Origin of the sequence: Streptomyces sp. NBC_01537, assembly GCF_045040445.1 — a bacterium.
Lineage (GTDB): Bacteria > Actinomycetota > Actinomycetes > Streptomycetales > Streptomycetaceae > Actinacidiphila.
The window spans coordinates 2,794,292-2,820,092 of the sequence record NZ_CP109392.1 but is presented as its reverse complement, the minus strand read 5'-3'; the positions used below and the strand labels follow the sequence as shown (position 1 = coordinate 2,820,092).

24 protein-coding genes and 5 tRNA genes are annotated in these 25,801 nt (G+C 70.4%); 17 read left to right on the top strand and 12 right to left on the bottom strand.

Features of this window, described 5'->3' with window-relative positions:
• Positions 1-32: 32 nt before the first annotated feature.
• Complete coding sequence (gene rox / locus OG607_RS12980; protein ID WP_405736727.1) at positions 33-1,481, top strand: rifampin monooxygenase; 1,449 nt, start codon at positions 33-35, stop codon at positions 1,479-1,481.
• Here the strand turns inward: rox and OG607_RS12975 are convergent.
• Positions 1,459-2,124: an HAD family hydrolase gene (locus OG607_RS12975; protein WP_405722704.1), complete on the bottom strand. Its 666-nt coding sequence runs from the start codon at positions 2,122-2,124 to the stop codon at positions 1,459-1,461. The genes rox and OG607_RS12975 overlap by 23 nt on opposite strands.
• Before the next feature lie 28 nt (positions 2,125-2,152).
• Here OG607_RS12975 and OG607_RS12970 point away from each other — a divergent pair, with 28 nt between their 5' ends.
• The gene (locus OG607_RS12970; protein ID WP_405722701.1) at positions 2,153-2,629 is read left to right on the top strand and encodes a GNAT family N-acetyltransferase; all 477 of its coding nucleotides are present in this window, start codon (positions 2,153-2,155) and stop codon (positions 2,627-2,629) included.
• On the opposite strand, the gene OG607_RS12965 is transcribed toward OG607_RS12970, so the two are convergent.
• Positions 2,599-3,453, bottom strand: a complete 855-nt coding sequence (locus OG607_RS12965; RefSeq protein ID WP_405722699.1) for an MOSC domain-containing protein — start codon at positions 3,451-3,453, stop codon at positions 2,599-2,601. The genes OG607_RS12970 and OG607_RS12965 overlap by 31 nt on opposite strands.
• Positions 3,454-3,613: 160 nt before the next feature.
• Here OG607_RS12965 and OG607_RS12960 point away from each other — a divergent pair, with 160 nt between their 5' ends.
• The 4 genes from OG607_RS12960 to OG607_RS12945 all read left to right on the top strand — a co-directional run bounded on the left by OG607_RS12960 (position 3,614) and on the right by OG607_RS12945 (position 7,578).
• The gene (locus OG607_RS12960; RefSeq protein WP_405722696.1) at positions 3,614-4,720 is read left to right on the top strand and encodes an HpcH/HpaI aldolase/citrate lyase family protein; all 1,107 of its coding nucleotides are present in this window, start codon (positions 3,614-3,616) and stop codon (positions 4,718-4,720) included.
• Position 4,721: 1 nt separating this feature from the next.
• Complete coding sequence (locus OG607_RS12955; RefSeq protein WP_405722694.1) at positions 4,722-5,594, top strand: HpcH/HpaI aldolase/citrate lyase family protein; 873 nt, start codon at positions 4,722-4,724, stop codon at positions 5,592-5,594.
• 156 nt (positions 5,595-5,750) lie between these two features.
• Entirely contained in the window at positions 5,751-7,346 is a 1,596-nt protein-coding gene (locus tag OG607_RS12950) for an acyl-CoA carboxylase subunit beta (RefSeq protein ID WP_405722693.1), read from the top strand.
• Between the two features lie 28 nt (positions 7,347-7,374).
• Positions 7,375-7,578 carry an acyl-CoA carboxylase epsilon subunit gene (locus tag OG607_RS12945; RefSeq protein WP_329311894.1) on the top strand — a complete coding sequence of 68 codons (204 nt, stop codon included), beginning with the start codon at positions 7,375-7,377 and terminating at the stop codon, positions 7,576-7,578.
• A 63-nt stretch (positions 7,579-7,641) separates the two neighbouring features.
• Here OG607_RS12945 and OG607_RS12940 read toward each other — a convergent pair whose 3' ends face one another.
• From OG607_RS12940 to OG607_RS12905, 8 genes are all read right to left on the bottom strand, one after another.
• Positions 7,642-8,223, bottom strand: a complete 582-nt coding sequence (locus OG607_RS12940) for an ATP/GTP-binding protein (RefSeq protein ID WP_127356425.1) — start codon at positions 8,221-8,223, stop codon at positions 7,642-7,644.
• On the bottom strand, positions 8,204-8,758 hold the full coding sequence (locus OG607_RS12935) for a DUF742 domain-containing protein (protein WP_405722691.1): 555 nt from the start codon (positions 8,756-8,758) through the stop codon (positions 8,204-8,206). The genes OG607_RS12940 and OG607_RS12935 overlap by 20 nt, the downstream gene beginning before the upstream one ends.
• Positions 8,759-8,834: 76 nt before the next feature.
• A complete protein-coding gene (locus tag OG607_RS12930; protein ID WP_329311891.1) occupies positions 8,835-9,248 on the bottom strand; it encodes a roadblock/LC7 domain-containing protein in 414 nt (137 codons plus the stop codon).
• Positions 9,249-9,257: 9 nt separating this feature from the next.
• Positions 9,258-12,311 (bottom strand): nitrate- and nitrite sensing domain-containing protein, encoded by a 3,054-nt coding sequence (locus OG607_RS12925; protein ID WP_405722690.1) that lies wholly within the window; start codon positions 12,309-12,311, stop codon positions 9,258-9,260.
• Between the two features lie 426 nt (positions 12,312-12,737).
• Positions 12,738-13,346 (bottom strand): ATP/GTP-binding protein, encoded by a 609-nt coding sequence (locus tag OG607_RS12920; RefSeq protein WP_329311889.1) that lies wholly within the window; start codon positions 13,344-13,346, stop codon positions 12,738-12,740.
• Positions 13,327-13,734, bottom strand: a complete 408-nt coding sequence (locus OG607_RS12915; RefSeq protein ID WP_329311888.1) for a DUF742 domain-containing protein — start codon at positions 13,732-13,734, stop codon at positions 13,327-13,329. The genes OG607_RS12920 and OG607_RS12915 overlap by 20 nt, the downstream gene beginning before the upstream one ends.
• Before the next feature lie 70 nt (positions 13,735-13,804).
• A complete protein-coding gene (locus OG607_RS12910) occupies positions 13,805-14,218 on the bottom strand; it encodes a roadblock/LC7 domain-containing protein (protein WP_329321907.1) in 414 nt (137 codons plus the stop codon).
• Positions 14,219-14,227: 9 nt separating this feature from the next.
• Positions 14,228-17,752, bottom strand: a complete 3,525-nt coding sequence (locus tag OG607_RS12905; protein ID WP_405722687.1) for a nitrate- and nitrite sensing domain-containing protein — start codon at positions 17,750-17,752, stop codon at positions 14,228-14,230.
• Between the two features lie 567 nt (positions 17,753-18,319).
• Between OG607_RS12905 and OG607_RS12900 the strand changes: the two genes are divergently transcribed.
• The 9 genes from OG607_RS12900 (at position 18,320) to OG607_RS12860 (ending at position 22,149) form a co-directional block, all read left to right on the top strand.
• Complete coding sequence (locus tag OG607_RS12900) at positions 18,320-18,520, top strand: hypothetical protein (RefSeq protein ID WP_405722685.1); 201 nt, start codon at positions 18,320-18,322, stop codon at positions 18,518-18,520.
• Positions 18,521-18,587: 67 nt separating this feature from the next.
• On the top strand, positions 18,588-19,379 hold the full coding sequence (locus OG607_RS12895) for a fumarylacetoacetate hydrolase family protein (RefSeq protein WP_405722683.1): 792 nt from the start codon (positions 18,588-18,590) through the stop codon (positions 19,377-19,379).
• Positions 19,372-20,844, top strand: a complete 1,473-nt coding sequence (gene gltX / locus OG607_RS12890) for a glutamate--tRNA ligase (RefSeq protein ID WP_405722680.1) — start codon at positions 19,372-19,374, stop codon at positions 20,842-20,844. The genes OG607_RS12895 and gltX overlap by 8 nt, the downstream gene beginning before the upstream one ends.
• Before the next feature lie 10 nt (positions 20,845-20,854).
• Positions 20,855-21,589, top strand: a complete 735-nt coding sequence (locus OG607_RS12885; protein ID WP_405722678.1) for an HAD family hydrolase — start codon at positions 20,855-20,857, stop codon at positions 21,587-21,589.
• A gap of 91 nt (positions 21,590-21,680) precedes the next feature.
• Positions 21,681-21,752 (top strand) — tRNA-Gln (locus tag OG607_RS12880).
• Positions 21,753-21,774: 22 nt separating this feature from the next.
• Positions 21,775-21,847, top strand: a tRNA-Glu gene (locus OG607_RS12875).
• A 29-nt stretch (positions 21,848-21,876) separates the two neighbouring features.
• Positions 21,877-21,949 (top strand) — tRNA-Glu (locus OG607_RS12870).
• 12 nt (positions 21,950-21,961) lie between these two features.
• A tRNA-Gln gene (locus OG607_RS12865) sits at positions 21,962-22,033 on the top strand.
• A gap of 43 nt (positions 22,034-22,076) precedes the next feature.
• Positions 22,077-22,149, top strand: a tRNA-Glu gene (locus OG607_RS12860).
• Between the two features lie 44 nt (positions 22,150-22,193).
• On the opposite strand, the gene OG607_RS12855 is transcribed toward OG607_RS12860, so the two are convergent.
• Complete coding sequence (locus OG607_RS12855) at positions 22,194-22,874, bottom strand: MerR family transcriptional regulator (RefSeq protein ID WP_405722676.1); 681 nt, start codon at positions 22,872-22,874, stop codon at positions 22,194-22,196.
• An 82-nt stretch (positions 22,875-22,956) separates the two neighbouring features.
• Between OG607_RS12855 and OG607_RS12850 the strand changes: the two genes are divergently transcribed.
• The gene (locus OG607_RS12850) at positions 22,957-23,454 is read left to right on the top strand and encodes a DUF4188 domain-containing protein (RefSeq protein WP_405722674.1); all 498 of its coding nucleotides are present in this window, start codon (positions 22,957-22,959) and stop codon (positions 23,452-23,454) included.
• 54 nt (positions 23,455-23,508) lie between these two features.
• Here the strand turns inward: OG607_RS12850 and ndgR are convergent, their stop codons facing one another.
• Positions 23,509-24,225, bottom strand: coding sequence for an IclR family transcriptional regulator NdgR (gene ndgR, locus OG607_RS12845; RefSeq protein ID WP_127356438.1), 717 nt, complete (start codon positions 24,223-24,225; stop codon positions 23,509-23,511).
• 161 nt (positions 24,226-24,386) lie between these two features.
• Here ndgR and leuC point away from each other — a divergent pair, with 161 nt between their 5' ends.
• Positions 24,387-25,799, top strand: a complete 1,413-nt coding sequence (gene leuC / locus OG607_RS12840; protein ID WP_405722672.1) for a 3-isopropylmalate dehydratase large subunit — start codon at positions 24,387-24,389, stop codon at positions 25,797-25,799.
• The last annotated feature ends 2 nt before the right edge of the window (positions 25,800-25,801 follow it).

Here is a 25,801-nt window from a genome sequence, read left to right as displayed (position 1 = left end):
CTGCGGAAACAGGAGATTCAGCGGTGAGTTTCATGACTGACGTGATCGTGGTCGGCGGCGGACCGACCGGGTTGATGCTGGCCGGCGAGTTGCGGCTGCACGGCGTGCGGGTGGTCGTGCTGGAGAAGTTGACCGAGCCGACGAAGGAGACCCGCGGGCGCGGTCTGCACACGCGCAGCGTCGAGGTGATGGACCAGCGCGGCCTGCTGGACCGGTTCCTCGCGGTCAGTGAGAAGTTCCAGGTCGGCGGTTTCTTCGGCGGCATCATGAAGTCGTGGCCGGACCGGCTGGACACAGCGCACCCGTACGGCCTCTCCACCCTGCAGCCGGTCACCGAGCGGCTGCTCAACGAGCGTGCCGTCGAACTCGGTACGGAGATCCGGCGCGGCTGCGAAGTGGCCGGGCTGAGCCAGGACGAGGACGGGGTGACCGTCGACTTGGTGGACGGTACACACCTGCGCTCGCGCTATCTCGTCGGGTGCGACGGCGGCCGCAGCGTGGTGCGCAAGGGGATCGGCGTCGGTTTCCCCGGCGAGCCCGCCACGGTCGAGACGCTGCTGGGCGACATGGAGATGACCGAGGATCAGGCGACGGTCACCGCCGTCGTCGAGGAAGTCCGCAAGACCCAGCTGCGGTTCGGCACCATCCCGAACGGGGACGGGACGTACCGCGTCATCGTGCCCGCCGACGGTGTGGCCGAGGACCGTGTGACCGCGCCGACCCTGGAGGAGTTCAAGCAGCGGCTGCGGGCGGTCGCGGGCACCGACTTCGGCGTGCACTCGCCGCGCTGGCTGTCGCGGTTCGGCGACGCCACCCGGCAGGCCGAGCGCTACCGGGTCGGCCGGGTGCTGCTGGCCGGCGACGCGGCGCACATCCACCCGCCGACCGGCGGGCAGGGGCTCAACCTCGGCGTGCAGGACGCTTTCAACCTCGGCTGGAAGCTGGCCGCCGCGGTCAACGGCTGGGCTCCGGAGGGGCTGCTGGACAGCTACCACGCCGAACGGCACCCGGTGGGCGCTCGCGTGCTGGACAACACCCGCGCGCAGATCACGCTGCTGGGCACCGATCCGGGTGCGACCGCGCTGCGCGAGCTGTTCTCGAGGCTGATGGACTTCGAGGAGGTGAACCAGTACGTGACGGGGATGATCACCGCGGTCGACGTGCGCTACGACCTCGGCGAGGGCGAGGGCCACGAACTGCTCGGCCGGCGGATGCGGGATGTGCAGCTGAAGCGGGGCCGCCTCTACGAACTGACGCACGGCGGCCGCGGGCTGCTGCTCGATCAGACCGGCCGGCTCTCGGTGGCGGGCTGGGCGGACCGGGTGGACCACGTCGTCGACGTCAGCGAGGAACTGGACGTGCCCGCCGTGCTGCTGCGGCCGGACGGTCACGTGGCCTGGGCCGGCGAGGACCAGGCGGATCTGCTCAGCCGGATGCCACGGTGGTTCGGCGCGCCCGTCACGGACCGGCTGCCCGGCTGAGCAGCTCCGGCAGCTCGCGCATGTCCTCGAAGACGACGGTGTCCGGGCCCGCCAGCCACTGCGCCGGCGTGACCCCGCCGGCGTAGCCGAAGGAACGCATCCCGGCGGCGCGGGCGGCCCTGACGCCGGGGCGGCTGTCCTCGATGACCACGCAGGCCTCGGGGCGTACGCCCATGCGCGCGGCGGCGTGCAGAAACAGATCGGGGGCGGGCTTGCCCCGGGCCACCTCGGGGTCGTCGGCGCTGAAGATCCGGCCGGCGAAGTGGTCGTACAGCCCGGTGCGGCCCAGGGTGTGGCGCATCTTGTCGTGGCTGCCGCTGGAGGCCACACACGTCGGCAGCGAGATCGCCGCGAGGGTCTCGTGGATCCCGTCGACGACGGTCAGCCCGGCATCGACGTACTCCGCGTGCAGAGCGCGGAACCGGGCGTGCCACGGGGCGGCGGCCGCGGCCCCCAGGCGGGCGCTGACCTCGTCGGTCATGGCCTGGGCGTTGCGGCCGATGAACCGGGTGAGGATCTCGGCCTCGGTGAGCGGCCAGCCCAGTTCGGGGCCCATGGCGAGGAGGGCGCGGACCGCGATGCGTTCGGTGTCGACCAGGACGCCGTCGCAGTCGAAGACAATCAGTTCTATTGGCTCGCTCACGCGCGCATCGTACGCATACGTTGATCGCGTGCCAGACGGAGTGGCGGACGTAATACGGCAGGCGACGGCGGCGGACGCGACGGCGATCGCCCACATCCACAGCGCCTCGCGCGAGGCGACGATGCCCTATCTTCCGCCCCGCAGGCGCTCGGACGACGAAGTGCGGCGCTGGGTGGAGCAGGTCGTCCTGAAGGAGTGCCGCGTGTGGGTGGCGGTCCGGGACGGCGAGGTGCTGGGATACGCGGTGCTGGAAGGGGCCGGCCTGCTGGACCAGCTCTACCTCCTCCCCGGCGCCCGCCGCCGGGGAATCGGCACGCTTCTGCTCGACGAGGTCAGACGGCACAGCCCCGGCGGACTGTCACTGCACGTCTTCCAGGCCAACGCCGACGCCCGCGCCTTCTACGAGCGCCACGGTTTCACCGTCACCGACACCAACGACGGCAGCGCCAACATGGAGAACCTGCCCCAGCTCACCTACGGCTGGAAGCCCGCCTCCCAGGTGTGAACCCGCACCTCGTCGCCCACCGCGAGCGTGCCCTCCCGCAGGACCGCTGCCTTCGTGGCGAAGCTGACCTTCCCGTCGTAGTCGGGCTCCCGCCGGTAGCCGGCCAGCGTGCGGATCGGCTCGGGTCCGGACGGGCGCCCGGTGGCCTGGTCGACCATGGGGACGGCGCAGCGCATGGCGCGTACGGAGTAGCCGAGGCCGACGGTGCCGATGGTGAGGTGGCGGAAGCGGTCCTCGGTGTGGGGGCCGGGCCAGCCGGTGATGACGATGTTGGCGCGGAAGCGGTCCATGGGGACGGGCTCGGCGCCTCGTTCGAGGATGCGGCCGTTGAGGTCGTCGAGGGAGGCCAGGGAGGCCAGCGAAATGGCGTGGGCGTCCGCGAAGTTGACCTTGCCGGGGTTTTCGCCCCAGCCGTCGCGGTCGAAGCCGGGGCGGACCCTGACCAGACGGCAGCGGGAGCCGAGGAGGTCCGAGAACCAGCCGGCGACCTCCGCTCCCTGGTCGACGGCCTCGCCCATGGGCCGCCCGAAGAGGCTGACCTCGCGGCGCTCGCCGTCGAAGGCGACATCCAGCTCCAGGGTGCCCGCGCCCGGAGCGGTGAGCCGCAGCCGCTTGCCGTCGTCGAGCACTCCGGCCCCGACGACGGCGAGGCGGGGGTCGTTGCGCTGGCTGCGGAAGGAGCCGTCACCGGCGTCGACGACCATGAAGGCGCGGTCATGGGCGAGCCCCGTCGCGGTCACCTCGGCCACCTCGCCGGCGGCCACGGAGACGCCCGCGCAGCCCTTCACCGGGTAATACGTCAGCGTGTGTACCGTCACAGCCATGCGGGGACCCCTCCCGGAAGATTCGCTCGCCACCGTACAGTTCGGGTCGTCGGACGTGCGGTGACCAAGGGCACACGTACCGACCAGTAACGTAACCGCCCGTGCGGCCATAAGGTGTCGGCCGTAGCCTCCCCACCCTCGAACCGACCTGGGAGATCGCATGCGTTCCGCGAAGGACTTCTTCCGACCGCTGGCCGTGGGGGCCCCGGCCCCCGTACGGGAGGTGCCGTTCCGGCCGTCGCGGATGATCCACTTCTTCGACCCGAGCAACGAGAAGATGGCGGCCAAGGTGCCGTCGATCGCGTCGAAGGTCGACGTACTCCTGGGCAACCTGGAGGACGCTGTCGCGGCGGACCGCAAGGAGGCCGCGAGGGCCGGCCTCGTGGAGATCGCCAAGGCCACCGAGTTCGGCGAGACGCAGCTGTGGACACGGATCAACAGCCTGGACTCGCCGTGGGCGCTGGATGACCTCCTCACCCTCGTCACCGAGATCGGGCACAAGCTGGACGTCGTGATGGTGCCCAAGGTCGAGGGCGCCGAGGACATCCACTACGTGGACCGCCTCCTGGCCCAGCTCGAAGCCAAGGCCGGCCTCACCCGCCCGATCCTCGTCCACGCGATCCTGGAGACGGCCAGCGGCGTCGCCAACGTCGAGGAGATCGCCGGAGCCAGCCCGCGCATGCAGGGCATCTCGCTCGGCCCCGCCGACCTGGCGGCCAGCCGCCGGATGAAGACCACCCGCGTCGGCGGCGGGCACCCCGGATACCTGGTCCGCGAGGACCCCAAGGGCCTTCCGGACATCGACGGGGCCCCCGAGCTGCCCCGCATCACCTACCAGCAGGACCTGTGGCACTACACGATCGCGCGCATGGTGGACGCCTGCGCCGCGCACGGGATCCTGCCGTACTACGGCCCCTTCGGCGACATCAAGGACGTCCTCGCCTGCGAGGACCAGTTCCGCAACGCCTTCCTGCTGGGCTGCGTCGGCGCGTGGAGCCTGCACCCGGTGCAGATCGACATCGCGAAGAAGGTCTTCTCCCCGGCCCCCGCCGACGTGGCCTGGGCCCGCAGGGTGATCGACGCCATGGGCGACGGCACCGGCGCGGTGATGATCGACGGCAAGATGCAGGACGACGCGACCTTCAAGCAGTGCCAGGTGGTCGCCGAACTGGCCGATGCCCTGGCCGCCCGTGACCCCGAACTGGCCAAGGCCTACGACGCCGCGTACGAAGCCGTTCAGCGAGCCGCGCAGAAGGAGCAGAGCTGACATGACCGACGCCATCCTGCGGCCCCGCCGCTCCGTGCTGTACATGCCCGGCGCCAACGAGCGGGCCCTCGAAAAGGCCAAGTCCATCCCCACCGACGCGCTGATCCTCGACCTGGAGGACTCCGTCGCCCCCGACGCCAAGGCGGACGCCCGCAAGCGCGTCGCCGCGGCGGCGGCCTCGGGGGAGTACGGCTACCGCGAGGTCACCATCCGGGTGAACTCGCCCGGCACCCCCTGGCACGAGGACGACCTGCGGGCCGCCGCCGAGGCCGGGCCGGACGCCGTCGTGGTCCCCAAGGTGGACTCGCCGGAGACGGTGCACGCCATCGAGCGCGCCCTCGAAGCCGCCGGGGCCCCGGACCGTACCGCGATCTGGGCCATGGTGGAGACCCCGCAGGCCATGCTCGACGCCCGCGCGATCGCCGCCGCCTCCGACCGCCTCACCGTCCTGGTCATGGGCACCAACGACCTGGCCAAGGAACTGCACGCCGAGCACGTCCCGGGCCGGGCCCCGCTCCTCACCGGGCTGTCGCTGGCGCTGCTCGCCGCCCGGGCCACCGGCAAGGTGATCCTGGACGGCGTCTACAACGACGTGACCGACCTCGCGGGCTTCGAGGCGGAGTGCGTACAGGGCCGGCAGTTCGGCTTCGACGGCAAGACGCTGATCCACCCCAAGCAGGTGGAGATCTGCAACAACGCCTTCGCCCCCTCGCAGGAGGAAGCCGACAAGGCCGCCCGCATCATCGCCGCCTTCGAGGAGGCCGCGGCGGAGGGCAGGGGAGTGGTCACGGTCGACGGAAAGATGATCGAGAACCTCCATGTGGAGGACGCACGCCGTGTCCTGGCACTTGCCGAGGCTGTTGCCGGGAGGTAACGCCCAGTAGGACGAACGGCACAAAGAATCGGCCCCGCGCCCGCCGCGCGGGGCCTTTCTTGTGTTGGTTCTGTCCAGATGCTCCATGAAGTGGGGCCGGAGTCTGTGCGGAGTCGACGCCGAAATTAAGGGGCCATCGCTCGTAAGGTCGATGACATGAGCGTTTTGGACGAAGTGCCGACCGAGCCCGTAACCGTGGCGAACGACGCCCGAGGCCGAGTGGCAGAGCTGCACGCCATCCGCGAGCAGGTCCGGCGCGGACCCAGCGACCGTGCCACCGAGGCCCAGAAGGCCAAGGGCAAGCTGACGGCTCGCGAGCGCATCGAGCTGCTGCTCGACGAGGGCTCCTTCAACGAGGTCGAACCGCTGCGCCGGCACCGCGCCACCGGCTTCGGCCTGGAGGCGAAGCGTCCGTACACCGACGGTGTGATCACCGGCTGGGGCACCGTCCACGGCCGCACGGTCTTCGTATACGCGCACGACTTCCGGATTTTCGGCGGCGCGCTGGGCGAGGCCCACGCCACCAAGATCCACAAGATCATGGACATGGCCATCTCGGCCGGTGCACCCCTGGTGTCGCTGAACGACGGCGCCGGCGCCCGGATCCAGGAGGGCGTCTCCGCGCTCGCCGGCTACGGCGGCATCTTCCAGCGCAACACCCGCGCCTCCGGCGTCATCCCGCAGATCTCCGTGATGCTCGGCCCCTGCGCGGGCGGCGCGGCCTACAGCCCGGCACTCACCGACTTCGTCTTCATGGTCCGCGAGACCTCGCAGATGTTCATCACCGGCCCGGACGTCGTCCAGGCCGTCACCGGCGAGAAGATCTCCCAGAACGGCCTCGGCGGCGCCGACGTCCACTCCGAGGTCTCCGGCGTCTCGCACTTCGCCTACGACGACGAGCAGACCTGCATCGAAGAGGTCCGCTACCTGCTGTCGATGCTCCCGCAGAACAACCGGGAGAACCCGCCGCCCACCCCCACCGCCGACCCCGCCGACCGGCGCTCCGAGGTGCTGCTGGACCTGGTCCCGGCGGACGGCAACCGGCCCTACGACATGCACAAGGTGATCGAGGAGCTCGTCGACGACGGCGACTACCTGGAGATCCACGAGCGCTGGGCGCGCAACATCATCGTCGCCCTGGCCCGCCTGGACGGCCAGGTCGTCGGCATCGTCGCCAACCAGCCCCAGCACCTGGCCGGTGTCCTGGACATCGAGGCCAGTGAGAAGGCCGCGCGCTTCGTCCAGCTGTGCGACGCCTTCAACATCCCCCTCGTCACCCTTCTGGACGTCCCCGGCTTCCTTCCGGGCGTCGACCAGGAGCACGGTGGCATCATCCGGCACGGTGCCAAGCTGCTGTACGCGTACTGCAACGCCACCGTGCCCAGGATCTCGCTGATCCTGCGCAAGGCCTACGGAGGTGCGTACATCGTCATGGACAGCCAGTCCATCGGCGCCGACCTCACCTACGCCTGGCCGACCAACGAAATCGCGGTGATGGGCGCCGAGGGTGCCGCCAATGTCATCTTCCGCAAGCAGATCGCCGAGGCCGACGACCCCGAGGCCATGCGCACAGCCATGGTCAAGGAATACAAAAGCGAGCTCATGCACCCTTACTACGCAGCGGAGCGTGGACTGGTGGATGACGTGATCGACCCCGTGGAGACCCGCGAGGTCCTGATCCGCTCACTCGCGATGCTGCGCACCAAGCACGCCGACCTGCCGTCGCGCAAGCACGGCAACCCGCCTCAGTAACGTCACCGGTAAGGGAGAAACGACCACTGTGAGCACCCCTGCTGATGCCACACTCGTCCGCGTCGAGAAGGGCGCGGCCAGCGACGAGGAGCTGGCGGCCCTGACCGCCGTCCTGCTGGCCCGCGCCGCCGGTCGCGAAGCGACCGAGTACACCCAGCCGCGCTCCGTCGCGGGCTGGCGCCGCCTGGAGCGCCAGGGCGGCTTCTCCGCCCCGCACAGCTGGCGCAGCTGACACAACACGCGAGGGGCCCGCACCAGCCGGTGCGGGCCCCTTCGCGTTGCGCACGCCGTGTTTCTACCGCAGCCGCGCCATCAGCGCGTGCTCCACGAGCGTGATGAGCGCGCTCTTCGCCTCGCCGCGGTGCCGCGCGTCCGTGATGATGATCGGCGCCTCCGGCCCGATCTGCAGGGCCTCGCGCACCTCCTCGGGCTTGTACGGCTGCTGGCCGTCGAAGCCGTTGAGGGCGATGACGAAGGGCAGCCCGCTGTTCTCGAAGTAGTCGACCGCCGGGAAGCAGTCGGCGAGCCGCCGGGTGTCGACCAGCACGACCGCGCCGATGGCGCCGCGCACCAGGTCGTCCCACATGAACCAGAACCGGTCCTGCCCGGGGGTGCCGAACAGGTAGAGGATCAGGTCCTCGTCGAGCGTGATACGGCCGAAGTCCATGGCCACGGTGGTCGTGGTCTTGTCCGGCGCGTGGGTCAGGTCGTCGATGCCGGCGGAGGCCGACGTCATCACGGCTTCGGTACGCAGCGGGTTGATCTCCGATACGGCACCTACGAACGTGGTCTTCCCCACGCCGAAGCCGCCCGCCACCACGATCTTCGCAGAGGTGGTTGAGCGAGCTGGAGGACCGCTAGAGCTTGCGAAGTCCACTGAGCACCCTTTCGAGCAGTGTCACGTCTGGCTGACCACCCGCGGCTTCGTCGCCACCGGGCTGGTGGATGGCGACGAGGCCCGCCTCGGCCAGGTCGGCGACGAGGATTCGGGCAACGCCGAGGGGGATGGTGAGGAGTGCGGAGATCTCCGCGACCGACTTGATGTCCCGGCAGAGGATGCAGATCCGCTGGTGCTCCGGCAACTGCCCCCGCAGCTGCGCCGGTTCGGCCGTCGTGCTGACCAGCGCCTCGATGGCGAGCTGGTAGCGCGGCCGGGTCCGGCCACCGGTCATGGCGTACGGGCGCACCAGTGGCGCGCCGTCCGAGCCCATGGGCGTGGGACGGCCGGCGGCGCGCGCGGTGCGCGGCTGCGGGGGTGGTGCCTGCGGAGACTCGTACGGCTGAATCCTCGGCTGCCGGTGCTGCGGCGGCCGCCTCGGCTCCGGGCTCGGGGCCGAGGGGAAGTTGAACCGCTTGTAGGGCGGCTGCTGTTGCGGATTGCCGTACTCATCTCCGCCTGGGGGCGTTGCCACGGTTCCTCCTCCGGCTGGGTCGACGCGTCTGAGCACGCACCCTACGGTGACTCAGACGCGTCCGCATGCCTGTCTGCTAGTTGAGCAGGCTGCCCTGCAGTTCGGCGCGTAGATCCGGGGTGAGGACCGACCCCGCTCGGTCGACGAGCAGGGCCATCTCGTAGCCCACGAGGCCGATGTCGCACTCGGGGTGCGCCAGTACGGCCAGTGACGAACCGTCAGAGACGGCCATGAGGAAGAGGAAGCCGCGTTCCATCTCCACGACGGTCTGGTTGACGCTGCCGCCCTCGAAGATGCGGGAGGCACCCGCCGTCAGCGAGGTCAGACCCGAGGCGACCGCGGCGAGCTGGTCCGCCCGGTCCCGCGGGAAGCCCTCGGACATCGCCAGCAGCAGGCCGTCGGCAGAGACCACAACCGTGTGGGACACCCCGGGGGTGTTGTCCACGAAATTGGTGATCAACCAGTTCAGGTTCTGTGCCGCCTGGCTCATCGGACTCAACTAACGCTCCTGGTGATTGGGGCCGAAGCCCTGGCCGTTCGTGTCAGTTCCCGCAGTGCGTCCCTGCTGGACACCGCGCCGCAGATTGCTCAGCCGGCCTCGTACGTCCTCGGGTGCACGAGAGACCGAGGGGCCGCTCTGCGGAGTCTGCTGTGCGGTGCCCGGGACCAGGTTGGCCTTGGGGACCCGTCGGGGCAGGCCGGAGGGGGTGACCCCACCCGCCTTGGGCTCGCGGGCCTGCTCGGCCCGCTGCCAGTTCTGGTCGTTCGCGGAACGCCAGTCGTCGTTGCCGTTCTGCGCCGGCACCGCGGCGGGAGCCGGGGCCGGAGGCTGCGCCGCCTGTGCGGGAAGCGGTAGCGGTGCCGGGGCCGCGGGCTGCTCGGCGGACGGCCACCCGCGGTCGCGACGCGGCAGGCCCGCGTCGGTCAGCGAGTTGGACACACTGGAGCTGGGTCCCGGTCGCTCGAAGCCTACGCGCTCCGGCGCCTCAAAGGGGGCAGTCGGGGAGGAAGCACCGGAATCCGCGACAGGCTGCGGGTCCTGGTAGCCGTAACCGTTGTCGTAGGCCTGCGGCTGGGGCTGCGGCTGCGACGGCCAGTCGTCCTGGTAGGACGGGGCCTCCTGGTACGCGGGCTCGGCGTAACCAGGGTCGGTGTAGGGCTGCTCGTACGGCTGCGGCTGGGGCTGCTCGCTGTACGCGTGCTCGTCGTAGCCGTTGGCCTCGTAGGAGTAGGCCTGCGGCTGGGCGTAGGGCTCCTGCTCCGCGTAGGACTGAGGCTCGTAGGTGTCGTAGGACTGCTCCTCCGGACGGTCGCCGGTGGCGGCCTCCAGCTGGGCGCGGCGTTCCTCGCGCATCAGGGAGCGGCCCACGGGGTCCAGGGCGCGCGCGTCGTCCGGGACCTGGACGGCCTCGTAGCGGGTGTCGTCGAAGCCGAGTTCGGCGGCGGTCGGGGCGTAGGCCTCGAAGTTCTGGGTGTCGTGCTCGGGGACGATCCGGGAGACGGTGAAGTCGTCCTCGGGAGAGACCAGGTCCTCGCCGCCGCCACCGTGGGTGATCGGCTCGGGGAGCATCACCAGCGAGGTGGTGCCGGCCTGCTCGCCCGACGGGCGGAGCTGGACGCGTATGCCGTGCCGGTCGGCGAGGCGGCCGACCACGAACAGGCCCATGCGCTTGGAGATCGAGGCGTCCACGGTCGGCGGGTCGGCCAGCTTGTGGTTGATGTCCGCGAAGTCCTCGGCGGTGAGGCCGATGCCCTTGTCGTGGATCTCGACCATGACGCGGCCGTCGGGCAGCCGGGTCGCGGTGACCCGGACCTTGGTCTGCGGGGAGGAGAACGTGGTGGCGTTCTCCAGCAGCTCGGCCAGCAGGTGGACCATGTCGGTCACGGCTGTGCCGTGGATCTCGGTGTCCGGGATGCCGACCAGCTCTATGCGCTCGTACGACTCCACCTCGGAGGCCGCGGCGCGCAGGACGTCAACCAGCGGGACCGGCTGGTTCCAGCGGCGGCCGGGCTCCTCGCCGGCGAGGACCAGGAGGTTCTCGCCGTTGCGCCGCATGCGCGTGGCGAGGTGGTCCATCTTGAAGAGGTTCTCCAGCTGGTCCGGGTCCGCCTCGTTGTTCTCCAGCTCGGTGATCAGGGTGAGCTGGCGCTGGATGAGGCCCTGGTTGCGGCGCGAGAGGTTGGTGAAGATCGCGTTGACGTTCCCTCGCAGCAGCGCCTGCTCGGCGGCGAGCCGGACGGCCTCGCGGTGGACCTGGTCGAAGGCGCGGGCGACCTCGCCGATCTCGTCCTGGGAGTTGATCGGGATGGGCTGGATGCGGGTGTCGACCCGGCCCGGCTCGGTGCGCGAGAGCTGGTCGACCAGTGCGGGCAGGCGCTTCTCGGCGACCTCGAAGGCGCCGTTGCGCAGGCGGCGCATGCTGTTGCTCATCGAGCGGGCCATCATGGCGGCCACGATGAAGGCGATGATCAGGGCGACCAGCACGACCGCGGAGTTCACGATGGCGTCGGTGCGCGCGCTGTCCGCGACGTTCTGGGTGTCGTTGAGGGCGTTGTCGGTGAGGTAGACCTCGATGGCGCGGTAGGCGTCGAAGCCGAGGGTCGAGGCCGCGAACCACGTGGTGGGCGTGACGCCCACCTTGGCCAGGTCCGAGGGGGACTTCCCGGAGGCGATCGCCTTGACCATCGTGGTCAGGTCACCTGGCGGGGCGACGAAGGTCACGCCCGCCGCCGCGGCCTGCTCCTTGGCCTGGGCGATCTGCTCCTGGCCCTTGGCGGTGGCCTCCTTCGTCACCTTCGCGAGCTCGGCGATGTCCTGGTCGGTGCCGCCGCCCTGGAACTCCTCCAGCGCGACCTGCTGCAGATAGGCGTAGGAGGCGAAGGCCGTGAGCTGAGTGCTGAGTTCGCCGTCCGCCAGCTTGCTGCGGTCCTCGACCAGGAGGTGGGTGCCGATGGACCGCATGAGCGACTCGGCGGCCTGGGTGAGCGAGATGGCGTACAGGGTGCGGCCGAAGCTGGCCTGGTTGCTGCTGCCGAACCCGAGTTCGTTCGAGAGCTCCATCAGCGGGTGCTGAACGGCGTGGTAGCCCTCCTCGGTCCGTACGCCGGGCAGCTTGCGGGTGAAGGAGGCCGCGCGCAGCGCGGCCAGCTGCTTCTCGCCGTCGCGGACCAGCTTGACGCGCTTGATCAGGGCCGGGGTCTGAGGCATCTGGGCGACAGCGGCGTCAAAGGCGTCGCCTGCCGTGTCGGTCGCCTCGCGGGCGGCCACCACCTTGGCGTTCTTGGTGTCTCCCTTAAGCAGGGGGACGACCGAGACATCTCGCTCGTTGATCGCCGCGTTGGCGTAGACGGAGGCCGCCGCCACCAGCTTGGCGACGCGCACGGCGTCGTCGGCCTGCCGCCAGGTCTGCACGGAGCTCTGCACCCGGAAGACGCCGAAGACAAGGGCGACGAGGACGGGGATGATGAGGATCGCGTTCAGGCGCGTACCCACCCGCCAGTTGCGGATGGCGAAGCGGCTGCCCGGACCCGCCGCGGGCGCCTCGACGGACATCTCCGACGGGGCGTCGGGAGCGGGCGTCCCGTATCGCGCAGGCGGGGTGAAGTTGCCACGCGGATGGTCCGCGGCACCCGGCTCTGCTCGCCTTGTGTTCCTCACTCGACCAACAACCTCTCGGCGACGGCACTGATAGCGCCGTTACTACTGTCGGGTTCGACGAATTCCAGCACGTCATGGGGCCGCTCTACAAACCTCGTGCAGACAGTCCCAAGTACGGGAATCGCGCTTGAAAAAACGGGCAAAAAGTTAAAACTGTGGCAAAGTATTCGCTGATGTGTGCTAGATCGGTGCTCTATGAAGCCGATCAGGAGCAGCGGGTGTTCGGAGCCCGGTCGATTCTCTGTCGAAACGTTATGAACGCAAAGACCGGCCGTGTCAAAGACACAGCCGGTCCGTGCCGCAACTGGCAGACTGGAGCGCTTACTTGAGGCGAGCGAGCAGCGCATGCTCAACGAGCGTGATCAGCGCGCTCTTCGCCTCGGCACGGTGCCGGGCGTCCGTAGTGATGATCGGGGCGTCGGGGCCGATCTGCAGAGCCTCGCGCACCTCCTCCGGACGGTAGGGCTGGTGCCCGTCGAAGCCGTTGAGGGCGATGACGAACGGCAGCCCGCTGTTCTCGAAGTAGTCGACCGCCGGGAAGCAGTCGGCCAGCCTGCGGGTGTCGACCAGGACCACGGCGCCGATCGCGCCGCGCACCAGGTCGTCCCACATGAACCAGAAACGGTCCTGTCCCGGCGTACCGAACAGGTACAGGATCAGGTCGTCGTCGAGCGTGATACGGCCGAAGTCCATGGCCACGGTGGTCGTGGTCTTGTCGGCGACATGGCTCAGGTCGTCGATCCCGGCCGACGCGGAGGTCATGACGGCCTCCGTGCGCAGCGGGTTGATCTCCGAGACCGCGCCCACGAACGTGGTCTTGCCCACGCCGAAGCCGCCCGCCACCACGATCTTGGCCGAGGTGGTGGAACGAGCAGTGGGCGGACCTCCGTATGCCGCCTGCTGCCCGGGCCTAGAGCTTGCGAAGTCCACTGAGCACCCTTTCGAGCAATGTCACATCGGGCTGTCCGCCGGCCTCGCTGCTGCTCGGCTGGTGGATGGAGACCATCCCGGCCTCGGCCAGGTCGGCCACCAGAATGCGGGCCACACCGAGCGGGATCGCCAGCAGGGCCGAGATCTCCGCGACCGACTTGAGCTCGCGGCACAGGTGGCAGATGCGCTGGTGCTCGGGGAGCAGCCCCTGGTACGCACCCGGTTCGGCGGACGTGCTGACCAGCGCCTCGATGGCGAGCTGGTAGCGAGGCCGGGTGCGGCCACCGGTCATGGCGTACGGCCGCACCAGCGGCTGGTCGCCTTCGCCCCCGTACGGCGCATGGTGGGATGCGCCGTACGGGCCGGGCGAGGCGGGCGGCGGTGTCATGGGTCCTCCGGATCGAGCGGAAGCGGTCGCGAATCTAGGGCACTGCGTGGTGGTACGTGAGGCTTTTTGCTCAGCCCAGCAGGCTGCCTTGCAGTTCTGCGCGCAGGTCCGGGGTCAGGACGGCGCCCGCTCGGTCGACGAGCAGGGCCATCTCGTACCCCACGAGACCGATGTCGCACTCGGGGTGGGCGAGGACGGCCAGCGAGGAGCCGTCGGAGACCGACATCAGCAGGAGGAAGCCGCGTTCCATCTCCACGACGGTCTGGTTGACGCTGCCGCCCTCGAAGATCCTGGAGGCACCCGCGGTCAGCGAGGTCAGTCCGGAGGCGACGGCGGCGAGCTGGTCGGCGCGGTCCCGGGGGAAGCCCTCGGACATCGCCAGCAGCAAGCCGTCGGCCGAGACCACGACGGTGTGGGACACCCCGGGGGTGTTGTCCACGAAGTTCGTGATCAACCAGTTCAGATTCTGTGCCGCCTGGCTCATGGTGCTCAACTAACGCTCCTGCTGGTGAGTGGTGCTAAAGCCCTGACCGTCCGTCGGGGAACCGGCCTGGCGGCCTTGCTGGATACCGCGTCGGAGGTTGGTCAGGCGTCCGCGCACGTCGTCGGGTGCCCGCGAGACCTGGGGTCCGCCCTCGGGTGCCTGCTGAGGAGCGGCACCGCCCGGAACCAGGTTGGCGCGCGGTACGCGGCGCGGCAGCCCGGAAGGGGTGATCCCGCCGGCCGACGGCTCGCGGACCTGCTCGGCGCGCTGCCAGACCTCGTCGTTGGGCGTCGGGCGCCACGTCGGGGTCTCGCGGCGCGGCGGCTGCGAGGGCTGGTGCTGGGGCTGGTGCTGGGGTGCCGAAGTGCCGGGGCGCTGCGGCTGGTGCTGCTGACGCGGCGGCTGCTGGGGCTGCTGCGGCGGCTGCTGGGCACGGACCCGCTGCGGGGGCTGGGGAGCCTGCTGCGGGGGCTGAGGGGCCTGGTTGTCCGGCTGCTGCTGGGGCCTGGGCTGCGGCGGCTGCTGCTGCTGCGGGGCGGGCGCGGACGGACCGCGCTCCACGTGCACCTGCTGCATCCGCTCGACCCGGCCGCTGCGGAACCAGTCCGACTCCAGGGCCTCGAATATCGGGCTGCGCTCGTCACCGCGCATCGGCGCAGGCGGCAGTGCCATCGGCTCGGCGGCGGGCGGCAGCGGCTGCTGGGGCCGCTGCTGCTGCGGGACCGGCGCCGGGGCGGGGGCCTGCGGAGCCACCGGACGCGGCGCCTGAGGCGCCGGAGCGGGGGCCGGGCGGGCGCCGTTGGCCGGCGGCTGGAACACATCGCTGCGGGTGAACCCGCCAGGGCCCTGCGGACCCGGGTACGGGGCGTCGAAGTCCGGGCGGGGGATCGGCTGCGTGGCGTCCACCGGCTGCTGCACCGGGGCAGGGGCCGCAGCCGGACGCGGGGCGCTGCCGGGGCCGCGCTGCGGGCCGGTGTGCGGAACGCTGTTGAAGTCCGGGCGCTCGAACGCCTGGGTGGAGTCGACGTCCTCGTGACCACGCGGCCGGTCGGTGGAGGCCGAGGCCGGCACCGGCTGCGGTGCGCCGCCGCCGCGCTGCGGCTGGCCGGAGTCCGCCCAGCTGGGGTTCGTACGCTGCGGAGCCGGGGCCGGAGCCTGACGGCCGTTGCCGGGACCGCCGGGACCGCTGGGAATGCCGGGTCCACCGGGGCTGCCGGCCGGACGCGGACCCTGGTGACGGCCGCCCTGCGGCGAACCGTTGTTCCCGGGGCCGGAGTTCAGGGCCGGGCGGGGCTCGGAGCCGGGAACCTGGCCGCGCTGCGGCGGCCGGCCGACCTGACCGTTGCCGTTCGCCGGGCCGGAGGCGAGCCCCGCGGCCAGGCCGCCGGGGCCACCCTGGCCGCCGGGCATACCGGGCTGCTGGCTGCGTCCGGCGGTGCCGGGCTTGGCCTTGGCGCCGCCCTGGGTGACGTCCACCGGCAGCATGACCAGCGCCGTGGTGCCGCCGGAGTCCGACGGGCGGAGCTGGATGCGGATGCCGTGACGCAGGGACAGCCGGCCGACCACGAACAGGCCCATGCGGCGGGAGACGGAGACGTCCACCGTCGGCGGGTTGGCCAGGCGCTCGTTGATGTCGGCCAGGTCCTCGGGGGACAGGCCGATGCCGGTGTCGTGGATCTCGATCAGTACGCGGCCGTCGGGCAGCGCGTGACCGGTGACCCGCACCTTGGTCTGCGGCGAGGAGAACGAGGTGGCGTTCTCCAGCAGCTCGGCGAGCAGGTGGACGAGGTCGTTGACGATACGGCCGTTGACCTCGGCGCCCGGTACAGACGTCAGTTCGATCCGCTCGTACTGCTCCACCTCGGAGGCCGCGGCGCGCAGCACGTCGACCAGCGGGACCGGCCGGGTCCACCGGCGGCCCGGCTCCTCGCCCGCGAGGACCAGGAGGTTTTCACCGTTCCGGCGCATACGGGTCGCGAGGTGGTCCAGCTTGAACAGCGAGGACAGCTGGTCCGGGTCGGCCTCGCGGGCCTCCAGCTCGGAGATCAGGCTCAGCTGACGCTGGATGAGGCCCTGGCTGCGGCGCGAGAGGTTGGTGAACATCGCGTTGACGTTGCCTCGCAGCAGCGCCTGCTCGGCGGCCAGCCGGACCGCCTCGCGGTGGACCTCGTCGAACGCGCGGGCGACCTGGCCGATCTCGTCGCGGCTGGTGATGCCGATCGACTCGACCGAGGTGTCCACGTCCTGCGGGTCGGACTCCGACAGGTGCTTGACCAGTTCGGGCAGCCGCTTCTGGGCGACTTCCTGGGCCGTCTCCTGCAGCCGGCGCAGCGAGCGGATCATGGAACGGGCCACGACGAACGCGCCGACGACCGACAGGCCCAGGACCAGCAGGATGAGGGCGCCGTTGATGTACGCCTCCTGCTCCGCCTCGTTCTGGAGCTTCAGAGCCTGCTGTGTCATGTCGTTCAGCAGGTTCTGCTCGATCTTCTTCATCGTCTCCAGCTTGGTCCGGGCTTGGTCGTCCCAGTCCAGGTAGGAGCCTTCGATGTTGTTGATGCCGTCCTCGGTGGCCGCCACCCGCTCCTGCAGGGTGTCCACCGCGGCGATCTGGTCGTTCCGGTCGGCGTTCAGCGGATCCAGCAGGTCGGCCGCCTTGCCCTCGCCGTAGATCTGCCGGAACTGCTTGAGCGTCGTGGTCTCCGCCTCGTTGGCGGTCTCCAGGTAGCGCCAGTCGTTCGGCTGGAGGTTCCTGCCGTTGGCGAGCGCGGCGCTGATCATCGCGCGCTGGATGGAGTCGTACTCCTTGGCCGCCGAGAAGCTGGCCAGGGCGCGGGTGCTCGCGATCATGTCCGAGTTGCCGGAGGCCTCGGCCATGTCGGTGGAGAGCTGGAGCAGCTGGGTGATCAGCTGGTCGTACTCGGTGACGGTCTGGGCGATGTAGTTCTCGTCGCTGTACGCGTCCTCGCGGATCGCCTTCAGCGTGCCGAGCTGCTTGCTGATCGCGACCAGGGACGCGTTGACGCCCGTCAGGTTCTGCGGGATGCCCGCGTTGATGGCGGTGTTGAAGCCGACCTTGGCCTGGTCCGTGGCCTCACGCGCGGCGACGACGGTGTCGTTCTTGCCGCTCTTGCTGCTGAGCGGGCCGGCGGAGCTGTCGCGTTCGTCCTGCAGCGCGGCGGCCAGCTTGGTCGCCTGCTGCGTCAGGTCGGTGAGCGCCTGCACATTGCTCAGCTGATCGACGTTGTCCAGCGACGTCTGGATGCGCAGCGCACCCAGCGATGTCGCGGCGACCACCGGCAGCGCGAGCAGCGACACCAGGCGGGTGCTGATCCGCCAGTTGCGCATGGCAATGCGCGAGCTGTGCTTGGGGCTCGAACCCGTGCCGCGGACCGGGCCCGCGCTGTTCGGCGCGCCCGTGGTCCCGGCTTCTGCGGATTCATCCGTCCGGCGCGGCGATGGGCCGTGTTCGGTCCCACCGCGCTGTTCCGGTTCGCCCGCAGCGCCGCCATCCCTCTTGAAACGTCCCTGCACTAGCGTCGCAACCTCTGGACCAGGCGTCCCCCGCGCGGGCGGCGGGACGGTGTCGAGTTTGGCCGGCCCGCCCTCCCCGGCGGGTGCCCTGTTCGCCGTCGCGCTGCGCTCGAACGCGCCCCCTGCGCGCCGGTCGATTTGTGCGACGGTCCGGGGAATTCCAGCACAGTGCCGGATCCTCCAACAAGGCCCGAAGCCCTTTCGATGCAATTGAACGGAATCTGTGACTCAGCGCACCGGCAGGGTCACCGGTTGTCGGTGAAACTATCGGTGATAGACGGCCAATTCGGACGTTATTCCCGCGAGTCGCGGGGGGGCTCGATCGGCCGCACCCCGGTCCTTGATGGGCGAAGAGTCAGCGAATGGGAGAAATGCCGGATTAGACAACCTTGATCCACTGTCCGACTAGACCGGTTTGTCCAGTAGTTGGTGAGGAAAATCACAGCACACTGGTTGACTCGGTCACCCGGTTCGGGGAATGGACGCCACTAACCTGACGCTTTACACCCCGTTGCAAGCCGTCAAACGCGCCCGTGCGCCCCGAATTCCTAAGGCTCAGAACGATTCATGAAGACGACCATGATGTTCCGCCCCATAGCCAACCCCCGCCGCACCACCCTCGCCCATCTCAAGGACGCGGAGCCGCTGAGCGGGACGGAGCAGGCCGCGGAGCCCGAGGGCGCCGATGTCGTCGAACCCCGGTCGCTGCCCCAGCAGACGGCCAACCCGCGCCGCACGGTGCTCATGAAGGCGCCCGGCGAGGAGTGAGCCGCCGCGGGGGCGCCGTCAAATAGGCTGGGGGCTCAGTCCCCGGTCACCCCTGTGAGGGAATAGCGTGCGCATCGCCAGGTTCTCCATCGACGGCAATGTCGCCTTCGGCGCGGTCGAGGGTACGGAAACCGTGCCCGACGGCCTGGTCATCGACATCATCAAGGGCGTCCCGTTCGCCGACTTCGAGCTCTCCGGCACCAAGGTCCCGCTGAGCAAGGTCCGGCTGCTGCCGCCCGTACTGCCCAGCAAGGTCGTGGCCATCGGCCGCAACTACGCCGCACACGCCGCGGAACTGGGCAACGAGGTGCCGGACTCGCCGTGGGCGTTCTTCAAGCCGTCCACCTCGGTGATCGGCCCGGGCGACCCGATCGTGTACCCCTCGTTCTCCTCCGAGGTGCATCACGAGGCCGAGCTGGCCGTCGTCATCGGCCGCATGTGCCGCGAGGTCCCGCGCGAGCGCGTCAAGGACGTCATCCTCGGCTACACCTGCGCCAACGACGTCACCGCCCGCGACACCCAGCGGGCCGAGAAGCAGTGGGCGCGGGCCAAGGGCTTCGACTCCTCGTGCCCGCTCGGCCCCTGGATCGAGACCGGCCTCGACCTAGCCGCCGCCTCCGACCTCGCGATCACCGCGACCGTCAACGGCGAACTGCGGCAGGCCGGCCGCACCAGCGAGATGGTCAACGGCATCGAGGACCTGATCGTCAGCATCACCGAGGCGATGACGCTGCTCCCCGGCGACGTCGTCCTCACCGGCACCCCGGCCGGGGTCGGACCGCTCAACGTCGGCGACGAGGTCGCCGTCTCCATCGAAGGCATCGGCACTCTCACCAACAAGGTGATCAAGCGTGGCTAGCGCACCCGTACGCGTACGTTTCTGTCCGTCCCCGACCGGCAACCCCCACGTGGGCCTGGTCCGCACCGCCCTGTTCAACTGGGCCTTCGCCCGGCACGCCAAGGGCACCCTGGTCCTGCGCATCGAGGACACCGACGCCGCCCGTGACTCCGAGGAGTCCTACGAGCAGCTCCTCGACTCGCTGCGCTGGCTCGGCCTCGACTGGGACGAGGGCCCCGAGGTCGGCGGCCCGCACGCCCCCTACCGCCAGTCGCAGCGCATGGACATCTACGCGGACGTGGCGGCCAGGCTCCAGGACGCCGGCCACGCCTACCGCTGCTACTGCACCACCGAGGAGCTCGACGCCCGCCGCGACGCCGCCCGCGCCGCCGGCAAGCCCTCCGGCTACGACGGCCACTGCCGCGACCTCACCGCCGAGCAGACCGCCGCCTACGAGGCCGAGGGCCGCAGCGCGATCGTCCGCTTCCGGATTCCCGACCACCCCATCACCTTCACCGACCTGGTGCGCGGCGAGCTGACCTTCACCCCGGAGAACGTGCCCGACTACGGCATCGTCCGGGCCAACGGCGCCCCGCTCTACACCCTGGTCAACCCGGTCGACGACGCGCTCATGGAGATCACCCACGTCCTGCGCGGCGAGGACCTGCTCTCCTCCACCCCGCGCCAGATCGCCCTGTACGCGGCACTGATCGAGCTGGGCGTCGCCAAGTACGTCCCCGAGTTCGGCCACCTTCCGTACGTCATGGGAGAGGGCAACAAGAAGCTCTCCAAGCGCGACCCGCAGGCCTCGCTGAACCTCTACCGGGAGCGCGGCTTCCTCCCGCAGGGCCTGCTGAACTACCTCTCGCTGCTCGGCTGGTCGTTCTCCGCCGACCAGGACACCTTCACGATGGACGAGATGGTCGCGGCCTTCGAGATCAAGGACGTCAACGCCAACCCGGCCCGCTTCGACCTCAAGAAGGCCGAGGCGATCAACGCCGACCACATCCGCCGCCTCGACGTGAAGACCTTCACCGAGGCCTGCGGCCCCTGGCTGCGGGCCCCGCACGCCCCCTGGTCCCCGGAGAACTTCGACCAGGCGGCCTGGGAGGCCATCGCCCCGCACGCCCAGACCCGGCTCACCGTCCTGTCCGACATCACCGCCAACGTCGACTTCCTCTTCCTCGACGCCCCGGTGGACGACGAGGCCTCCTGGCTCAAGGCGATGAAGGACGGCTCCGACGCCCTGCTGCTCACCGCCCGCGAGCAGCTCGCCGCCGCCGACTGGAACGCGGAGTCGCTGAAGGACGCCGTCCTGGCCGCCGGCGAGGCCCACGGCCTCAAGCTCGGCAAGGCCCAGGCCCCCGTCCGCGTGGCCGTCACCGGCCGCACGGTGGGCCTGCCGCTCTTCGAGTCCCTGGAGGTGCTGGGCCGCGACCGCACGCTCGCCCGCATCGACGCGGCACTGGCGAAGCTGGGCGGGTAGCGTCTGCCCCATGCCGATCCGCGCCGTGCTCTGGGACATCGACGACACCCTCTTCGACTACTCCGGGGCCGAGCGCGACGGCGCGCTCGCGCACTTCGAGGCCGAGGGCCTGCTCCCCGCTCATGGCGGTCCGGAGCGGGCCCTCGGCCTCTGGCGTGAGGTGATGCGGCGGCACTACGCCCGTTTCCTCGCGGGGGAGGTGACCTTCGCCGAGCAGCGCCGGGAGCGGGCCAGGGACTTCCTGGGCCGGGAGATGGACGACGCGGAGGCGGACGCGTGGTTCGGCCGCTACCGGGAGCACTTCGAGGCCGCCCGCTGGTCCGCGTTCGCCGATGTGCTGCCCGCCCTGGACGCGCTCGCGGCCGCCGGCTACCGGCACGGCGCGCTGTCCAACTCCAGCGCCGTCCAGCAGGAGCCCAAGCTGCGCCAGATCGGCCTGCGAGACCGCTTCGAGGTCCTGCTCTGCTCCGCCGAACTGGGCCATGCCAAGCCCGCCCCGCAGGCCTTCCTCGCGGCCTGCGACGCGCTCGCGCTGCCCCCGCACGAGGTGGCGTACGTCGGCGACCAGCCCGACACCGACGCGCGCGGTGCCGACGCCGCAGGCCTGTGCGGTATCTGGCTGGACCGGGCCGGCCCGGCCGACCAGGCCACCGTGTCCGACCTGCGGCGGATCACCGACCTGGGACAACTGCCCGCACTCCTGGCGGCGGATACCCGTTTTGGAGCCCCGTCTCCCATCGGGTAATGTTCTTCCTGCGCCACCCGGTGCGGGCCGAAAAGCCGAACCGGAGAGCGTAACCAAACAAAACCCCCCAATGCAGGGGGTTGAGTTTTGGTGGGGTATGGTGTAATTGGCAGCACGACTGATTCTGGTTCAGTTAGTCTAGGTTCGAGTCCTGGTACCCCAGCGCATTACTTTTCGCAGTGCGAGCCCCCGTTGTGTAGCGGCCTAGCACGCCGCCCTCTCAAGGCGGTAGCGCCGGTTCGAATCCGGTCGGGGGTACTGGATCTCTCCCAAGAGGTCCTGCTGGGGCCCCCGTTGTGTAGCGGCCTAGCACGCCGCCCTCTCAAGGCGGTAGCGCCGGTTCGAATCCGGTCGGGGGTACTTGACACACCATGGGGTATGGTGTAATTGGCAGCACGAGTGATTCTGGTTCATTTAGTCTAGGTTCGAGTCCTGGTACCCCAGCGCAGTATCCGTAACACCGCACCAAACAGAAACAAACAAGCAGGCCCCCGTTGTGTAGCGGCCTAGCACGCCGCCCTCTCAAGGCGGTAGCGCCGGTTCGAATCCGGTCGGGGGTACGCGAATCGAAGGGCCCGGCGTCAATGACGCCGGGCCCTTCGGCCTATCCGGCCCCCGCCCCCGCCCCGGCCCCGGTCTCGTTCCCCTTCCCGAAGCGGCGGTTGGATTCCTCCGCCTCCGCCAGCCGCCGCAGGCTCAGCAGCACCGGCTCGTACAGCACCGTGAGCGTGACCGCGGCCTCGACCTGTTCCATCGGGGTGTCGCGCTCCTCGATCATGTCCAGGTCCCGCGTGGCCAGCTGGGCGGCGATCCGGGCGTACGGCGCCAAGTGCGCGCTGTCGCAGGGGTAGCCGAGTTTCATCAGCGCGGTGACCGCGGTCACGAGCATCCGGTACGGCGGGGAGGAGTCCGCGGTCCCGCTGCTGAAGCGCCAGTCCAAATCGGCCAGCAGCCGGTCCACTTCGCGTCGTGCGGCGCCGGTCGCCGGGTCGCTCTCGTCCGGCGCCGGCCCGTGCGGCAGCGCCCAGGTGGCCGCGCCGAGGCGCCGGTGCTGGTCCAGCGACTCGTCCTCCAGCGCCGCCAGCACCTCCCGGGCGGTGGCCACCGGCACCCGGCCGATCTGGATCAGGGCGCGCACGAGCCGTAGCCGGCGCAGGTGCTCTTCGCCGTACTCGGCCTGGGTGGCGGTGATCCGGAGGCCCGCGGGGAGGAGTTCCTCGCGCAGGTAGTACTTGATCGTCGCGCTCGGGACCCCGCTGCGCTCGCTCAACTCGGCCAGTCTCATCCCTTGCGCCCTTCCTTGGAGAGTGCCACTATCCAATCATGGATAGTGCCGCTATCCAATGTGTCGCACAGGGGGATCCACCATGAGCGCCAAACTGATTCCGGGTCGCCAGACCGCCGCCGCGGAAGGAGACATCGTCGTCTTCCTCATCGGCATGAGGATCAACCGCTTCCGCGCGCCGCGCAGCTGGTGGCCGGTCTTCACCGCCATGCCGCGCATGCTGCGCGAGCTCTCCGAGGACAAGTCCAGCGGCCTGCTCGGCTACCGCCTTCTCCTCGGCGGCCCGAGGATCGTCTACGTCCTCCAGTACTGGGAGTCCAAGGAGAAGCTGCTCGCCTACGCCTCCGACCAGGACCGGCGGCACCGCCCCGCATGGGCGGCCTTCAACCGCTACGCCCGCGCGGGCAAGGGCCATGTGGGCATCTGGCACGAGACCTACGCGGTCCCCGCCGGCTCGTACGAGAGCATCTACTCCGACATGCCCGCCTTCGGCCTCGCGGCGGCTACTGGCGTCATACCGGTCAGCCGCCGGGGCGAGGCCGCCGCGGACCGCCTGAAATTCAGCCCGTCCGGCGATTGAGGACAAAGCGCAGCCGGCGGCTGTGCAACCCGGCGAAAGCTCGTGGCCGTCGCCCTAGCCGTTGCGGCGCAGCGCCTCGCTGAGGCGCCCGGCGGCGTCGATGACGGCCTGGGCGTGCATCCGGCCCGGGTGGCGGGTCAGCCGCTCGATCGGCCCGGAGACGGAGACCGCGGCGACGACGCGGTTTGAGGGCCCGCGCACGGGTGCGGAGACCGAGGCGACGCCCGGCTCGCGCTCGCCGATGGACTGGGCCCAGCCCCGGCGGCGTACGCCGGACAGCGCGGTCGCGGTGAAACGGGCGCCCTGGAGGCCGCGGTGCAGCCGCTCGGGCTCTTCCCAGGCCATCAGGACCTGGGCGGCGGAGCCGGCCTTCATGGGGAGAGTGGAGCCGACGGGGACGGTGTCCCGCAGACCGGAGAGCCGCTCGGCGGCGGCGACGCAGATGCGCATGTCGCCCTGGCGGCGGTAGAGCTGCGCGCTCTCGCCGGTGACGTCCCGCAGGTGCGTGAGCACCGGGCCGGCCGTGGCCAGCAGGCGGTCCTCACCGGCCGCCGCGGCCAGCTCGGAGAGCCGGGGGCCGAGGATGAAGCGCCCCTGCATGTCGCGCGCGACCATACGGTGGTGCTCAAGGGCGACCGCCAGGCGGTGCGCGGTGGGGCGGGCCAGGCCGGTGGCGCCTACGAGCCCGGCCAGGGTGGCCGGGCCGGACTCCAGTGCGCTGAGCACCAGAGCCGCCTTGTCGAGAACGCCGACGCCACTACTGTTGTCCATGCAACGATACTCGCGTCTCACTCTGTGAAACGCAAGTTCAATTTTCCGGAGAACGCGTCAGGCTGGATGCACAGGCAATGGCGCCCGCCCCCCCACAAAGGGACCGGAAACCACGGCATCGGACGAGTTGGCCGGCATTGCGGCCGGTCGGAGGGAAAGCGATGGGTAGGACACTCGCGGAAAAGGTCTGGGACGATCACGTCGTCCGGCACGCCGAAGGCGAGCCCGACCTCCTCTACATCGACCTGCACCTCCTCCACGAGGTCACCAGCCCGCAGGCCTTCGACGGCCTGCGCATGAACGGCCGCCAGGTGCGCCGCCTGGACCTCACCATCGCCACCGAGGACCACAACACCCCGACCCTCGACATCGACAAGCCGATCGCCGACCCGGTCTCGCGCACCCAGCTGGAGACGCTGCGCAAGAACTGCGCCGAGTTCGGCGTGCGCCTGCACCCGCTGGGTGACGTCGAGCAGGGCGTCGTCCACGTCGTCGGCCCCCAGCTGGGCCTGACCCAGCCCGGCATGACCGTGGTCTGCGGTGACAGCCACACCTCCACCCACGGCGCCTTCGGCGCGCTGGCGTTCGGCATCGGCACCTCGCAGGTCGAGCACGTACTGGCCACCCAGACGCTGCCGCTCGCGCCCTTCAAGACCATGGCGATCACCGTCGACGGCGAACTGCCCGACGGCGTCACCGCGAAGGACCTGATCCTGGCGATCATCACCAAGATCGGCACCGGCGGCGGCCAGGGCTACGTCCTCGAATACCGCGGCTCGGCCATCGAGAAGCTGTCGGTGGAAGCCCGGATGACCATCTGCAACATGTCGATCGAGGCCGGCGCCCGCGCGGGCATGATCGCCCCGGACCAGACCACCTTCGACTACCTGCAGGGCCGCGACCACGCGCCCAAGGGCGAGGACTGGGACGCCGCCGTCGCGTACTGGAAGACCCTGAAGACCGACGAGGACGCCGTCTTCGACGCCGAGGTCGTCATCGACGCCGCCTCCCTGTCCCCGTTCGTCACCTGGGGCACCAACCCCGGCCAGGGCGCCCCGCTGAGCGCCACCGTCCCGGACCCGGCCTCCTTCCAGGACCCGTCGGACCGCATGGCCGCCGAAAAGGCCCTGGAGTACATGGCCCTGGAGGCCGGTACGCCGCTGCGCGAGGTCAAGGTCGACACCGTCTTCCTCGGCTCGTGCACCAACGGCCGGATCGAGGACCTGCGCGCCGCCGCCGCCGTCGTCGAGGGCCGCAAGGTCGCGGACGGCGTGCGCATGCTGGTCGTGCCCGGCTCCGTACGCGTCGCCCTGCAGGCCGTCGAGGAAGGCCTGGACAAGGTGTTCAAGGCCGCCGGCGCCGAATGGCGGCACGCGGGCTGCTCGATGTGCCTGGGCATGAACCCGGACCAACTCGCCCCCGGCGAGCGCTCCGCGTCCACCTCCAACCGCAACTTCGAGGGACGGCAGGGCAAGGGCGGCCGCACCCACCTGGTCTCCCCGCAGGTCGCCGCCGCCACCGCCGTCACCGGCACCCTGTCCTCGCCCGCCGACCTGACTCCCGTGGAGGCCTGACC

Coding starts and splice junctions, on each gene's coding strand:
- rox (WP_405736727.1), top strand. CDS start 33: ATGACTGACGTGATCGTGGTCGGCGGCGGACCGACCGGGTTGATGCTG.
- OG607_RS12965 (WP_405722699.1), bottom strand. CDS start 3,453: ATGGCTGTGACGGTACACACGCTGACGTATTACCCGGTGAAGGGCTGC.
- OG607_RS12960 (WP_405722696.1), top strand. CDS start 3,614: ATGCGTTCCGCGAAGGACTTCTTCCGACCGCTGGCCGTGGGGGCCCCG.
- OG607_RS12955 (WP_405722694.1), top strand. CDS start 4,722: ATGACCGACGCCATCCTGCGGCCCCGCCGCTCCGTGCTGTACATGCCC.
- OG607_RS12950 (WP_405722693.1), top strand. CDS start 5,751: ATGAGCGTTTTGGACGAAGTGCCGACCGAGCCCGTAACCGTGGCGAAC.
- OG607_RS12930 (WP_329311891.1), bottom strand. CDS start 9,248: ATGAGCCAGGCGGCACAGAACCTGAACTGGTTGATCACCAATTTCGTG.
- OG607_RS12925 (WP_405722690.1), bottom strand. CDS start 12,311: ATGTCCGTCGAGGCGCCCGCGGCGGGTCCGGGCAGCCGCTTCGCCATC.
- OG607_RS12915 (WP_329311888.1), bottom strand. CDS start 13,734: ATGACACCGCCGCCCGCCTCGCCCGGCCCGTACGGCGCATCCCACCAT.
- OG607_RS12910 (WP_329321907.1), bottom strand. CDS start 14,218: ATGAGCCAGGCGGCACAGAATCTGAACTGGTTGATCACGAACTTCGTG.
- OG607_RS12900 (WP_405722685.1), top strand. CDS start 18,320: ATGAAGACGACCATGATGTTCCGCCCCATAGCCAACCCCCGCCGCACC.
- OG607_RS12885 (WP_405722678.1), top strand. CDS start 20,855: ATGCCGATCCGCGCCGTGCTCTGGGACATCGACGACACCCTCTTCGAC.
- OG607_RS12855 (WP_405722676.1), bottom strand. CDS start 22,874: ATGAGACTGGCCGAGTTGAGCGAGCGCAGCGGGGTCCCGAGCGCGACG.
- OG607_RS12850 (WP_405722674.1), top strand. CDS start 22,957: ATGAGCGCCAAACTGATTCCGGGTCGCCAGACCGCCGCCGCGGAAGGA.
- ndgR (WP_127356438.1), bottom strand. CDS start 24,225: ATGGACAACAGTAGTGGCGTCGGCGTTCTCGACAAGGCGGCTCTGGTG.
- leuC (WP_405722672.1), top strand. CDS start 24,387: ATGGGTAGGACACTCGCGGAAAAGGTCTGGGACGATCACGTCGTCCGG.